General features: G+C 45.5%; 12 protein-coding genes. 11 read left to right on the top strand and 1 reads right to left on the bottom strand.

All coding sequences use genetic code 11. From position 1 onward, the window contains the following. The first annotated feature begins 8 nt into the window (after positions 1 to 8). From IE055_RS06550 to IE055_RS06595, 10 genes are all read left to right on the top strand, one after another. Positions 9 to 1,910, top strand: coding sequence for a site-specific DNA-methyltransferase (locus IE055_RS06550; RefSeq protein ID WP_189399221.1), 1,902 nt, complete (start codon positions 9 to 11; stop codon positions 1,908 to 1,910). A 12-nt stretch (positions 1,911 to 1,922) separates the two neighbouring features. Further along, a complete protein-coding gene (locus IE055_RS06555; protein ID WP_189399222.1) occupies positions 1,923 to 3,614 on the top strand; it encodes a DUF262 domain-containing protein in 1,692 nt (563 codons plus the stop codon). Between the two features lie 4 nt (positions 3,615 to 3,618). Next, positions 3,619 to 6,651: a type III restriction-modification system endonuclease gene (locus IE055_RS06560; RefSeq protein ID WP_189400270.1), complete on the top strand. Its 3,033-nt coding sequence runs from the start codon at positions 3,619 to 3,621 to the stop codon at positions 6,649 to 6,651. A gap of 138 nt (positions 6,652 to 6,789) precedes the next feature. After that, positions 6,790 to 7,227 carry a hypothetical protein gene (locus IE055_RS06565; RefSeq protein ID WP_189399223.1) on the top strand — a complete coding sequence of 146 codons (438 nt, stop codon included), beginning with the start codon at positions 6,790 to 6,792 and terminating at the stop codon, positions 7,225 to 7,227. Between the two features lie 2 nt (positions 7,228 to 7,229). Further along, entirely contained in the window at positions 7,230 to 8,120 is an 891-nt protein-coding gene (locus tag IE055_RS06570; protein ID WP_189399224.1) for a GIY-YIG nuclease family protein, read from the top strand. A gap of 222 nt (positions 8,121 to 8,342) precedes the next feature. Then, positions 8,343 to 9,305: a hypothetical protein gene (locus IE055_RS06575; protein WP_189399225.1), complete on the top strand. Its 963-nt coding sequence runs from the start codon at positions 8,343 to 8,345 to the stop codon at positions 9,303 to 9,305. 141 nt (positions 9,306 to 9,446) lie between these two features. Beyond that, positions 9,447 to 10,028 (top strand): nucleotidyltransferase domain-containing protein, encoded by a 582-nt coding sequence (locus tag IE055_RS06580; protein WP_189399226.1) that lies wholly within the window; start codon positions 9,447 to 9,449, stop codon positions 10,026 to 10,028. Positions 10,029 to 10,045: 17 nt separating this feature from the next. After that, the gene (locus tag IE055_RS06585) at positions 10,046 to 10,474 is read left to right on the top strand and encodes a hypothetical protein (protein WP_189399227.1); all 429 of its coding nucleotides are present in this window, start codon (positions 10,046 to 10,048) and stop codon (positions 10,472 to 10,474) included. Between the two features lie 461 nt (positions 10,475 to 10,935). Continuing rightward, entirely contained in the window at positions 10,936 to 12,264 is a 1,329-nt protein-coding gene (locus IE055_RS06590) for a hypothetical protein (protein WP_189399228.1), read from the top strand. A gap of 92 nt (positions 12,265 to 12,356) precedes the next feature. Further along, positions 12,357 to 12,965, top strand: coding sequence for a uracil-DNA glycosylase (locus IE055_RS06595; RefSeq protein ID WP_189399229.1), 609 nt, complete (start codon positions 12,357 to 12,359; stop codon positions 12,963 to 12,965). Between the two features lie 33 nt (positions 12,966 to 12,998). Here the strand turns inward: IE055_RS06595 and IE055_RS06600 are convergent, their stop codons facing one another. Beyond that, positions 12,999 to 13,766, bottom strand: a complete 768-nt coding sequence (locus tag IE055_RS06600; RefSeq protein WP_229794177.1) for an alpha/beta hydrolase — start codon at positions 13,764 to 13,766, stop codon at positions 12,999 to 13,001. Positions 13,767 to 13,952: 186 nt separating this feature from the next. On the opposite strand from IE055_RS06600, the gene IE055_RS06605 reads away from it, so the two are divergent. After that, a complete protein-coding gene (locus IE055_RS06605; protein ID WP_189399230.1) occupies positions 13,953 to 14,354 on the top strand; it encodes a hypothetical protein in 402 nt (133 codons plus the stop codon). The last annotated feature ends 143 nt before the right edge of the window (positions 14,355 to 14,497 follow it).

The following is a 14,497-nucleotide window of genomic DNA, read 5'->3' on the forward strand; positions in this document are numbered from 1 at the left end:
GAAGCGAAATGAAAAAAGTAGAGTTAGAAGACGGCCAAAGCGCCGATATCGTATCTGAAAATATTTCAAAACTGAAAGAGCTGTTTCCCGATGCCTTTTCAGAAGGCGGTGTGAACTTTGACACCCTTCGTCAATTGCTGGGTGATGCATCTGTTTTGGATGAGGGAGAAGAAAAATACGGCCTTAACTGGCACGGTAAAAAGAAAGCGCGTCAGATCGCATTAACACCATCCACTGGTACACTACTGCCATGTCCAGATGAGAGTGTCGATTGGGATACTACTCAGAATTTATTTATTGAGGGCGATAACCTTGAAGTTCTGAAGCTTCTGCAAAAGAGCTACGCCAACAAAGTCAAGATGATCTATATCGATCCGCCCTATAACACAGGGAAAGAATTCATTTATCCAGATAAATTTCAGGAGAATCTAGACACCTATTTAAAGTACACGGGTCAGGTAGATGATGATGGTGTGAAGTTTTCTTCGAATACTGAGACAACAGGTCGAAAGCATGCAAACTGGCTCTCAATGATGTACCCGAGGCTTAGGTTGGCAAAAAATTTACTCCAGCAAGACGGTGTTATTTTTATATCGATTGACGATAACGAGCAAAGCAACCTTAAAAAAATATGTGACGAAATATTTGGAGAAGAAAACTTTATAGATACTGTTATTTGGCAAAAAGTTTATGCCCCCAAAAGTAGTGCCAAGCACTTTTCTCAGGATCATGACTTTATATTGGTATATGCAAAAAATTCTGACGAATGGATGCCGGGATTGTTACCGAGAACTGAAGCTCAAAACTCAAAATACAAGAATCCAGATGATGACCCAAGAGGCCCATGGAGACCTAATAACTTGGCAGCTAGGAATTATTATAGCAAAGGCACTTATTCAATAACTTGCCCAAGTGGTCGAGTAGTAGAAGGTCCGCCAAGAGGCCTTTATTGGAAATACTCGGAGGAAAAGTTTTGGGAGATGGATAAGGACAATAGAATTTGGTGGGGACAAGACGGAAATAATGTGCCAGCCCCTAAGATATTCTTATCAGAAGTAATGCAAGGCCGAGTTCCTCAAACTCTTTGGAAGTTTGAGGATGTAGGCCACACTCAAGAAGCTAAGAGAGACCTCGTAGACAAAGTTGAGTTTGCAACTTCCGGCTCAGTTTTTGAGACTCCAAAGCCGACCAGACTTATAAAAAGAATGCTTCAAATTGGATGTCCGAAAGAAGACCCAGGAATAGTTTTAGACTTTTTTTCAGGGTCGTGTAGCACTGCCGATGCAGTATTTCAATTGAATTTGGAAGAGGGAGTAAATCGTCGCTTTATTATGGTTCAGCTTCCTGAGCCTACTGGTTACGAAGATTATGAAACTATCGCCGATATTGGGAAAACTAGGATAAAGTCATCTGCTTCGAGGATTCGTATAGCCGCGGAAAATGCCGAAGATCTTCTTACTGAGAATGTTGAAGTTGACGTTGGATTTAGAGTTTTTAAGCTAGGTGGATCGAATATCCAAGCGTGGAATCCCGACCGAACAGACCTTGAAGCAAGCCTTCTTTCTCATGAAGAGCACCTTATTGAGGGTCGCACCGAACAGGATGTTCTATATGAATTATTGTTAAAACGTGGCGTGGACCTAGCCGTACCTATCGAAAGCCGTGAAGTTTCTGGTAAAAATATCTATAGCATCGGCTATGGCGTTCTCTTCGCCTGTTTGGATGAATCGATTAGTCGTGAGCAAGTCGAGGACATAGCACAAGCCATTATCGCTTGGCATGGCGAGCTTGCGCCAAGCTCCGATACTCATGTGTTCTTCCGTGATAGCGCTTTCCGTGACGATGTTTCAAAAACTAACATGGCCGCCATTTTAGAGCAAAATGGCATTACCCATGTTCGCAGCTTATAAAGGAGTATAAGAATGAGCAAAAAGATCAGCGGTGCAGAGTATCCCCTTGCAAAAATATTCAGTTCGGAGTTTGAATATGTCATTCCATCCTACCAGCGTCCATACGCTTGGACTGTCGACCAGGCTTCAGAGCTTTTCGATGATTTGTTTGATTTCTATAGCACTGAGCCCGACGAAGGCTATTTTTTGGGCAGTATCGTATTGATAAAAAAGGAAGACAACCCATATTCCGAAGTCATTGATGGGCAACAGCGCCTTACAACACTCACAATATTGCTTGCAGTTATCACATCAAATCTTGATCCAGAAGATAGAGCCGATTTTACAAACTATCTAAAAGAACCGGGTAGAAAGTCACAAGGGCTTGAACCAAAGCCACGATTAATGCTGCGGGAAAGAGATCGAGTCTTTTTTACGCAGTATATTCAAAACCAGAGTTTTGAAGCCTTGTTTGATAAAGATGAGACTCAGCTTCAAAATGAGTCCCAAAAGAACATCATGAAGAATGCACTTTTACTCTCCAAAAAAATTGACTCTGCATTCAAAGGTGAGCAATCGAAGATATTAGAGTTTGGTTCGTTTTTGGTTCAGCGGTGCTTCCTTGTAGCAGTTTCTACTCCAAGCCAGCAATCAGCATTTCGCGTTTTCTCAGTCATGAATAGTCGTGGCTTGGACTTACAACCAACAGATATCATTAAAGCGGATATTATCGGGAAATTGCAGTCTGAGAAGGAGCGGGATGATTACAACGAACGATGGGAAGATATGGAAGTCGAGCTAACGCGCAGTGGATTCAATGATCTTTTTACCTACGTTCGAATGATCTATGCGAAGGAGAAAGCCAAGCGATCATTGCTTGAAGAGTTTCGTGAGCACGTACTAAAGAAAGTATCTGAACCCAACACGCTTATCTCGGAAGTGCTCGAACCATACGCGAATGCCCTTGCCATTGTGAGGCAGAGTTCTTATGAGGCAGTGTCTCACGCCGAGGGAGTAAACAGGTATCTACGCTGGCTCAACAGGATTGATAACTCTGACTGGATTCCAACAGCGATCCAGTTTTTATCCGCAAAGAAAGACGATCCGGAATACGTGGCGTGGTTTTTCCAGAGTTTAGAGAGATTAGCCGCGTTTATGCACGTGTGCGCTCTAAATATTAACGAACGTATTGAGCGTTACAACGAGGTGCTTTTAGCGCTAGAGGGTGATCATTCCTTAGCATCCCCTGTTAAGGCGGTAGAGCTAACTGAGGTTGAAAAAGAAAAAATGCGTAATGCCCTAGCTGGTAACATTTACGAGCTTACTCCGCGGAGGCGCAATTACCTAATACTTCGCCTTGATGCATTCCTATCTGATGGGGCTGCGTCTTATGACCCAACAGTTCTGACCATTGAGCACGTATTACCGCAAACGGTGGACCCCGCTAGTGATTGGGCTTCTTTATGGCCTGATCCGCAGCAAAGGAAAGAGTGGGTACATAAGATAGCTAATCTAGTACCTTTGAACAGACGGAGAAATTCTCAAGCTCAGAACTATGACTTTGTTAGAAAGAAAGACGCTTACTTTGCTGGTAAGAAAGGAGTGTCTTCCTATGTGCTGACAACACAAGTTCTAAAAAGCTCCGAATGGACTCCGGATTATCTTGCCACGAGGCAGGATGAATTACTGGATGTTCTCGAAGACAATTGGAGGCTAAGAGCTTGATATGATGAAGCTGCATTTTGAAGATGATCTCGATTATCAGAAGGCCGCGATTGATTCAGTCGTGAACCTGTTTAAAGGGCAGGAAATATCACGCTCTGAGTTCACGGTGACGATACCCAAGGAACAAACAGCGGACTGGATAGAAACGGGCTCTGGCCGGATGGAAAGTGGTTTAGGTATTGGAAATAGACTGATATTGATTGATGAGGAAATCGAAGAAAACCTTCGTAGAACTCAGTTGATGAACGGCCTACGCCCCTCAGAAAAGCTCGCTAGTGGTGACTTTACCGTTGAGATGGAAACGGGAACGGGTAAAACCTATGTGTATTTACGTACAATATTCGAGCTGAATAAAAATTACGGTTTCACCAAATTCGTGATTGTTGTGCCATCCGTTGCCATTAAAGAAGGCACCTATAAAACATTGCAAATCACCCAAGAGCACTTTGAAGGCTTGTATCCCAAAGCAAAGGGCTATGAGTACTTTCTCTATGACTCAAAGAAGCTTGGGCAGGTGCGTAACTTTGCTACAAGTTCCAACATCCAAATTATGGTCACGACGGTTGGTGCTATTAACAAGAGGGATGTAAACAACCTCTATAAAGAAAATGAGAATACAGGCGGCGAGAAGCCGATTGATCTGGTTCGTGCCACCAATCCAATCATTATCGTTGATGAGCCTCAGAGCGTCGATGGTGGTTTGACAGGTAAAGGGAAAGAAGCCCTAACGGCAATGAACCCGCTTTGTACCCTGCGTTACTCTGCCACCCATGTCGATAAACACCACATGGCCTTTCGCCTTGATGCGGTGGATGCCTATGAGCGTGGCTTGGTAAAACAAATCGAGATCGCATCATTAGAAATCACTTCGGGCAAAAATAAGCCCTATATACGACTATTAGAAACAAATAACAGAAAAAATGTCATTACTGCAAAACTAGAGGTGCATGGGAAAGGTGAAAAGCCAAATATTATTACCGTGGGTGATGGCGATGACCTAGAGCAAGAAACTGGACTACCTCTTTACGAAAATATTCAAATAGGCTCAATCACTTGCAAAAAAGGGAATGAGGCAGTTGAAGTTAAGGGTGATGGTTTTGATCAAACCCTCAAAGTGGGTGAGGCCATTGGTGGCGTAGACCCTGATGAAATAAAACGCCTCATGATCCGCCGAACGATCAAAGAGCATTTTGATAAAGAACTAACCTTTGCCGCTAATAAGCAGCCTATCAAAGTATTGAGCCTTTTCTTTATCGATAGTGTTGAGCATTACCGTCAATATGATGAACACGGCAATGTTGTCTTGGGTAAGTATGCCAAGATGTTCGAGGAAGAGTATCGCAAGCTAGCGAAGTCGGCAGACTATCAAAGCCTGTTTAAAGAAATTGACTTGGATTCTGACGCCGCTGAAGTGCATAACGGATACTTCTCTATCGACAAAAAAGGCAAGTCAGTCGAAACAGCAGAAAACAACCAAGCAGGTCGAGACAATGCAGAACGTGCCTATAGCTTGATTATGAAAGACAAAGAGAAACTGCTTAGCTTTGACACCAAGCTGAAGTTCATCTTCTCTCATTCCGCGCTGAAAGAAGGCTGGGATAACCCTAATGTATTCCAGATATGCACCTTGCGCGATATGGGCAGCGAGCGTGAAAGACGCCAAACACTTGGCCGTGGGTTGCGCCTATGTGTAGATCAAAACGGTATGCGTTTGCGAGGCAATGAGATAAACACGCTGACCGTCATCGCTACAGAAAACTACGAGAAGTTTGCTGAAAATCTGCAAAAGGAAATCGAACAAGATACAGGCATACGGTTCGGCATTGTTGAAGAGCACCAATTTGCCGACATCAAAGTCGTATCCGATACAGGCGAGCCGCAAGCGTTTGGCTTTGATCAATCTAAAAAGGTCTGGCAGTTCTTAAAAGACGAGAACTTTGTCGATGCCAAAGGCAAAGTTCAAGATACACTTAGAGCAGCATTGAAAGATGGCACTTTTGAACTGCCTGAAGAAATTAAGCAAGAGCTGGTTGAGGCGCATGGTGAGGCACAGGCAGGAATAGTCGCGTCTGATATTCAAGGTGTATTGCGCAAGCTGGCTGGCAAGCTCGATATTAAAAATGCCGATGATCGTAGAATTATTCGTACACGGGAAGCTGTGCTGGAATCTGATGAATTCAAGGCGCTTTGGGATCGTATTAAATACAAAACCACCTACCGCGTGGATTTTGATAACCTCAAGCTTATCAACGATTGTGCGGAAGCCATTCGTGCATGCCCACCAATTACCAAGACCCGTGCGCAATTCCGAAAGGCTGATATTGCTATTGGTAAAGGTGGTGTCACAGCAGGCGAGACGTCGGCATCTGGCTTCACTACGATTCATGAAAATGATATCGAGTTGCCGGACATTATCACTGACCTACAGGATAAAACCCAGCTAACACGCAAAAGTATCGTACAGATACTTCGCGATAGCCGAAGACTTCAAGACTTCACACGTAACCCGCAACAATTTATGGACTATTGCTCTGAAGCGATAAACCGCACTAAGCGCTTGGCGTTGGTAGACGGCATTCGATATACAAAAATCGGTGACGATCATTTCTACGCTCAAGAGCTTTTCAAGCAAGAAGAACTGAAAGGCTATCTAAAGAACACCTTGGAAACGCAAAAGTCGGTTTACACCCATGTTGTCTATGACTCAGGTGGCGTGGAGAAAACCTTCGCCGAAGATTTGGAAAAGAATGAGAAGGTCAAAGTTTATGCCAAGTTACCAGCATGGTTCAAGGTTCCTACACCTCTAGGAACCTACAACCCCGACTGGGCGGTAGTGGTAGAAGATGAGGATGAAGAAAAGCTCTACTTCGTTGTTGAAACAAAAGGCAGCACGTGGTGGGACGACCTTCGCCATCTTGAGAGCGCAAAAATCAAATGCGGCGAAAAACACTTCGACGAAGTTGCAAAGGATATCGATAACCCGGCGCGGTACATCAAGTCTACTGATGTTAATGGCATGTTGGGGCGTGTTGAATAGGTGCGGAGTTTATTATTGATGACTGTAAAGACGCAATTTAGTCGGGGGCAGAAAAACCTTCTGTATCTGACCCTGGTTAATATGGCACGCATTTTTTGAACGTTTGAACGATTAACATAACATACAAGGAGAAGAGCCGTGGTTACAATTGACCAAATCGATTCAGCTGTGAAGGATTTCGAGAAGACATTTCGTCATCCTGATTTGCCCCCAATTGAGCAAAGTGACCTCTATTTACTAAGGCCATTAGGAGACCAGTTTGGGTGGCCAAGTGGGTATCCTTTTGGGGATCGCTACGGTATTTATGCAATTTGCAACGACATTCAGGTGCTGTATATAGGAAAAGCGTCACAGCAGCCTCTCTGCTATCGAATCAGCAGTTATTTCAGATATGGAGAGGATAAAAAATCGTGTGTTGTGGCAGCGCAGCACGTTTGGTCGTCAGAGCCATCCTCAGTGGTAACATGGGCCGTTCCAGACGAATCATTTTTTGAAGCTTCTGCGCTTGAAGAATATCTTCTGGCGCGATTTATTGATGACTTGCCTGATAATCGGATAGGTCGGCGCAAAATATAATTATGGCATACGGAAAAAGCATCAGAGTCTATCTCGCTGACGGGACCCCAACTGGCCTGAAACATGCGGAGATCGTAAATTGGACTGGCCAGGCGATTAGTTGTCCGCGAAAACGTATCGCTGAATTACGTGAGTGGGAAGAATCAAAGTCGCCGGGCGTTTATTTCCTATTGGGTCTAGAGGAGACATCAGCAAACCCCTTTGTCTATATTGGTGAGTCTGAGAACGTGCTTGATCGCTTGTTAAACCACTCGGTCAAAAAGGACTTTTGGCGGGAGGCTGTTTTCTTTACCAATAAAGATGAGAACTTAACTAAATCGCATATCAAGTATTTGGAGTCTCGCTTGGTGAGAATTGCCAGTGAAGTTGGGCGGTGCGTTTTGGAAAACGGTAATATTCCTACTCAATCCTCATTGCCACGTTCAGATCGTGATTCGATGGAAGAGTTTATTGGCAATATTAAAGTGCTGATGGGTGTGTTAGGGCATCGTTTTCTAGAGCCCGTTTACACTCGAGTTTCTGAATCGAAAACAGTTGATAGCTCAAGTGGCGAGCGTGTCGATACCAGCATTCCGCTGACTTTGAATTACAAGAAACTAAATGCGAACGCGATGCTAACTGATGAGGGTGTGGTTGTACTCAAAGGCTCAGAAGCGCTGACCGACATGGGCGAAGGCAAGCTCGCTCCGGGTTACTTGCGAATCAAACAGCAACTCGTTGACTCTGGTGGTCTTGTTACGAAAGGTGATCGGCTTGAACTGACGGTGGACTACTTATTCAATTCGCCTTCCGCTGCGTCAGCAATATTGTTGGGTCGACCTGATAACGGTCGTGTGTCCTGGCGCTCTGAGTCGGGGAAGACTTTGGCTGAGATCGAGGAGTCTGGTTTGTAGATTTCTTGCGTTGGTACCTCGTTTTCTGAGATTCTTCGCTGCGCTCAGAAGCGCGAAGCCTGCCCTTGGGGTATGACAGTGTGATGGGACGGGAGAATCTTTGTTGTCCTCAAAACTGCGTAGTTCGCCCTCGGTAAGGTACTAATAACTTTCCACAAAATTACTCGAAGTTAAAAAGCACCCAAACTCCAATTCCCGATCACATTTCTTACCAGTCTCGTAATGCCAATTTCAAAATTCCTATTCACACTGTTTACCCCAAAGAAAACGGACTACAACCGCCAAGTATTAGAGTGGGTAACCGATGAATCCGAGAGAGTTCATGGTCTTCACAGAATGAACTGGGAGGCTATTTACTCAAAGGCGGATCGTGATTTTTCAGATGTGGATCAGGATGACCTTTGGAGCAATATTGCGTATAGCTGGCTGAGGTCATTGCAGTCTGACCTGGGCGAGGCGTATGCGATTTCTGAGTCGGCTAATTTTATATTGTTGTCTTGTCAGAGTGTGCCGTTCAATAAAGCCTTGTTGAGTTCGCTTGAAACGAACCGACGGCGTTTGTTGCGGTTTTTGGAGGGTGTCGCACTCGATGATGGCGTCGGAAAGTTTGCTGTGATGGTGTTCGAAGACGCTGACCGTTATTACGACTATGTCAGTTACTTCGGCAAACAAGAAGGCACCTTTGGACTGAGCGGTGGTATGTTTGTTGATCACGGGTACGGTCATCTTATCTTTCCGCATGGCGAAATAGAAAACACTGAGGTGGTGGCTGCCCATGAAATGTCACACGCGCTCGTGCGACACTTGAATTTGCCGCTTTGGCTGGACGAGGGCATCGCGGTTAACATGGAGGCGGTGTTAAAAGGTCACAACAGTTCACCGATTTCGCACGAAATGTTTGATCAGCATCAGAGCTTCTGGAACGAAGAAACCATACAAGAATTTTGGTCGGGTGAGTCTTTCAGTCGCCCCGATGAAGGACAGAACCTGAGCTACCAGTTGGCCCGCATACTGGTGTTCAATTTAGTCAAAGACTTTGCGGCATTTGTGGCTTTCTGTAATCAAGCCGATTGGAAAGACGCCGGAGAAAAAGCCATGTTGGAGAATTACGGTCTCTCGTTGCAGGATTTGCTGTTTAATTTTTTGGGTGAGGGGGAATGGTCGCCCGCTGTCGGAAGCTGGTAAAAGGAGAGGTTCTTCGCTTCGCTCTGAAGCGCGTAGTCTGCCCTTGAACTATGACGGTAGTGTCGAACATGTAAACGGATAAATGCTCGACAAGTACCAAATTGAGACTTATAGTACTCAAAATGGTACCTTTTTTAAGTTATGACTCATTCTTCAGTCGGCGACGCGCTCTTTACCAAAACCCAGCAACAAGTGTTGGGGGTATTGTATGGCAATCCCGCAAAAAGTTTTTATTTGAATGAGATTGTGCGCCTAACATCGGTCGGAAAGGGGGCGGTGGCCAGAGAGCTGAAAAAGCTTGTGGCGGTGGGTTTGCTAAGTCGTGTTGAACAAGGGAATCAGAGTCATTATCAGGCGAATCATCAGCACCCGATATTTGCGGAATTGCGCGGTATTGTGCGTAAAACATTTGGTGTCGTGGGGGTGGTCTCTACTGCGCTGGAAATGATCTTACCGAAGGTATCGCAGGCGTTTATATACGGTTCGGTGGCCAAAGGCAGTGAGCACGCATCCAGTGACATCGATGTGTTGCTTGTGGGCGACGATCTAAGCTATGCTGACGTGATGACGGCGCTAACGGAGGCCGAACATTCGCTAGCTCGTACCATCAACCCGACCTTGTTAACGTGTAAGGAGTTTGATGAACGACTCGCGGTAAATCAAAGTTTTTTAACCCGGGTAATGGAACAACCCAAATTATGGATCAAACACGCTGCGCACTAATCACGGAGGATTAGGTTATGGCCAACCAATTTTTAGAAAACCTCGTCGACATTAATCAACTGCGTCGGGAGCCACCAGACCAGACAGAGTTTGATGGCATGTTGGCAGCAGCGAGGATTAAATTGAGTGACGTGACCATAGCTGGTTTGTCACCTGATAGTCAGTTCGCCTTGGCCTATGGTGCGGCTCACGCCTTGTCACTCGCTGCGTTGCGTTGGCATGGATATCGATCGGATGCACGTTATCTTGTGTTTCAGTGCTTAGAGCATACTTTGGGGCTCGAAAAAGCCAAATGGCGAATTCTGGATAAATGTCATCATCAGCGAAACCTGGCTGAATACGAAGGGCATCGGGATGTGGATGCGTATCTGCTGAAGGAGTTAATTGAGATAACGCGTGACTTGGAGGTGCTCGTGGGTGATTTGGCACCGGTTATAGGCGGCTAGCGATTACCAAGGTATTTTGTGGTTTGAGATTCTTCGCTCCGCTCAGAAATGCGTAGCCTGCCCTTGGAGTATGACGGATGTACTTGGTTGACGGGTATGACCATTGAATCGCTCGTTATTGCGACGAGCCCAGCCATCCGGCAATCTCATCCGTATCAAATCGGGGTCAGATACAAACTAAAGGTTAGTAAGGTCAAATAGAAAATCTGTATCTGCCCCTAAATATTATTACGATCTCTAACTGCAGGGGGGTATTTTTCTGGCGAAGTTTATTGGATACCGACTGTCGAATACTTTAAGCAATGGGCCAGATCTGGTTTGCGGATTTTTGATTCTTGCGGTCAGAATCCTTTTTCGCCGCAATAAAAGATACGAACAAACAAATCACGGCGAATGGTTTTGTTGACTTATTGGCCATCGCAGATAAGCTTTGTGCATTGAAACACGTTCCTTGATTCATCATGTCCGCTGCTAAACAAGCCAAAGAAATTCACCAAGCCACCGAGCGCCTGCGTGCGTTTGTTTTGAATGACGATACGCATGTGAAACGGCTCGTGGACTACGAGAGCGAGTTGCTTGGGCCATTGGTCGAAAAGCTGGACCTGGATTTTGATGAATTGTTGGCGCTGTTTGAAGAGTATGAGCTGGCGGATATGATTCTCAATTTTGTTATGGAAGAGTCCTGCACGCTGGTTTGGCATCCCGAATCTGATTCCGTTTTACAAAAATATTTAAAGCAGAAAGGTTGGCGTGAAGGGCCTGCCGGACGCATGTATTTGCTGGCCATGCAGGAGTCTACGTTCGACGCTTGGGAAGTAGTCGACGTCAACCCGGGCAGCTGGGTAGTTATTCGACCAGCCGGCACCGAGGGCAGAAAAATCAAAGTTGTTGAAAAGTTGGCGTCCAAGCAGTTGCAGCGCTGGGACTTGATTCTGGCCAAGCCGGTGCGCGTGGGAACGCGAACCATATTTACTCAGTCAATCTTGCCATTGCCGCGCGACGCGGTAGCCCGCATTCAAAAGCAACGCGACGAGTTTGTGACTGACATCACAAATATGGTTAAGGAAGATATCGAACAAGGCGAACTTGACGACATGCCAGATGATTTTGAGGCAGGTGCCATTGAAGAATTTAATCACCAGTTGCCTGATTACTACTTCCAACTTTGGGCGTCGTACACCTACGATCAAATCATATCAGAACCCCCGTCACTGGTGAATTTTGATGGTGATCAGTTAAACCAACATAATCTGGTTAGGCCGTTGAAAGTACCTGCTGATGAGATTGTAAAGGCGCTCTCTAAGCAGCCACACTTTTTGTCTTCGAATGATCGACACTTTGATTGGATTGAAACCCGAGGAGACGACCAAATGGTAATGGGGACGGTGAATGTGGGTGAAAAAAGCATCAGCTTGCATGCCAACTCCACTGTCCGAATCGAGACGTTGAGTGACATGCTCACTGCACAATTTGGCGATCAACTCGGCGAGTCGATGGATGTGTTTAGCAACGCTCAAGGACCCAGCTTTGGAGACGTACCTGAACTTACTCCTGAAATGCAGGATCATCTCAACAGAAGGCTAAAAGAGCATTATTTGAAAACCCTCGACGAGCCAGTGCCAATGCTAGGCAATAAAACGCCACGCGAATGCAGCCAGTCAGAGGCCGATCGACCACAGGTAATTGACTGGGTGAAAGAGCTGGAAAACTCGCAAAAAAATAATCCGAGCTTTGATTTTGATGTTAATTTTTTGCGCACAGAATTGGGTTTAGAGGACCATGAGTTTTGAATGCGGGAGTAACTTAGCGGGGCTCTCTTTCCGCGTTAATATAGTAATCGGGGTCTATACTCAGTTTTACGCTGACATCATTGTGAGTAGTCATGAATTCAATCGATGACTTTGTTTTGCAATTGAGTAAAAAGAGAAATACGTCGGTCATTAAAAACCCGTATTTAGATCCGGCGCTCGCGAATAATTTGAACGCCTATTTACGAGCGATTGATCAATTGCGTTACAAGCCAATATTGCTGGTTGGCGAAGCGCTTGGTTTTAAAGGTGGAAAATTAACCGGTATTCCATTTAGTAGCGGGCAGATTTTTCAGCGGTTCGATCACCCGTTTCTTAAGTCACTCCGTTCGCAGATTACTCTGGACGTAATCGAGTCTGAAAACACGGCGACGATCATGTGGGATTATTTAACGGAAAAACAAGTTACCCCATTGTGCTGGAACGCGTATCCGTTTCATCCGCACCCGAAAGGCAATAAACATAAAAACCGCGCACCGACGACAAAAGAACTGGCTTCTGGGGCACGGTATCTAAGAAAATTACAGAGTATTTTTCAACCCGAGGTGATTGTTGGTGTGGGCAATAAGGGCACTGTGTGCGCTCAACGAGCATTTCCGAACCATCGGATACACGCTGTTCGCCACCCGTCTTACGGTGGTAAAGCGGAGTTTATCGCCGGCTTAAATCAGATTCTTGATTGATAGAAAAGCAGGGCTAGTAGTAGCACTCAAAGATTAGTGCGCAACGATAAAATCTATAAGACTTTTTCTATACTCTGGCGCGCTCGATAGATTGTTGTGATCTGCTCCGTCGATGACTGTTAGCTGCGCCTGTTGATCCGCGAATGCTTGGAACAACGCGTTTGCGTGTTTTGCTGGAATAACCCGGTCATTTTCTGCCGTGATTATTAACACGGGTGCGTTTATTTGACCGGTGCGGCTCAATGAATCGTATTGGTCTTTGAGTAACAGAGACATGGGGTAGATCGGTAAAAGGTCTTGAGCAACCTGGCGGATACTGTCGTAGGGTGTGATCAATACCACGGATGTTAGCGGCCTTTGGGTGGCTAACAAGGTGGCTACGCCGCTACCCAAACTGCGGCCAATCACCGACACCGAGTCATGTGACTGATGAATCTTATCGTAGAGCGCGAGTGCGTCGGCGTACAAACCTTGCTCGGTCGGTGCCCCGGTGCTGCCGCCGTAGCCTCGGTAATTAAGCAAATAAATTGTGTGATCGGGTAGCCAGTCTGCAAAGTCTTGCGCGTTGTAGAGAACCGTTTCTGCGTTGCCACCAAAATAAAGGATCGCCTTAGCCTTTTTTGGATTGAGTGTGATCACATTGATTGTCTCATCGCCACTTTCCAAACTCATGACCGGAAAATTATGCGAGACATCCGGCGTTGGAAAATACAAAAACTGCCTTTGAAAAATGACGAGCAGCATGGCGACAACCAGATAAATCAGGATTAGCCCAAATACGATTGTTCTTAGCGTCGTCATTTACTTACATCAAATCTGAGAACCAGCGTCAATGGTGTGGTTATGTTTACTGAGGTGATCGGGGACAAGTTAAGCGCGTAAAAATTGTAATTCATCGCTTGACGTATTCGACTATGATAGTGCTTCCAAAGGCTTGAGAACAGGGTCTGGGAGAATACAAATTTCTAATGTTAAGGAGAATGCGTCTTGGGACAATTAATAAAAGGGTTGGTGGTCATCGCTGTAGTTTGGTATGCGGTGCACTACTTTTATTTTCGCGAGAGAAGCGAACGTGAAATCGCTTTAGACACGGCGATCCGAATGATCAACGACCAGAAAGGTAAAATGATTGATTCGGTGACCATGCTAAAGGGTGCTTATTCGAGTAGCGGCGGTATGGTTGTCACCTATCAGATAACGGAATACAACCCTTCTTCGCAGAGACAAAATTATCAACAGTATATTGAGCAAGTAATCGGGCCGAGACTGTGCAGCGACAGACACGTGAAGGATATGCTGGCGCTCGACGTGGTGGTTTCCTTGCACTATTTGGATCCACTCAAGAAAAAATTAGCGCAGGTGTCGTTGAATAAAGATCGTTGTCATTAATGGCGTGTGGAGAGTAAGTTCGGGTTATTAGATTCTTCGCTTCCGTAAGTATTCAGATTTTGGGGTTGAGTGAGATTCTTCGCTTCGCTCAGAATGACGGTGTGATGGGTTGAAGGTATGACGGTGTGGCGGTGTGACGGTGT

The sequence above is a fragment of the Arenicella chitinivorans genome, assembly GCF_014651515.1.
GTDB classification, from domain to species: Bacteria; Pseudomonadota; Gammaproteobacteria; order Arenicellales; family Arenicellaceae; genus Arenicella; species Arenicella chitinivorans.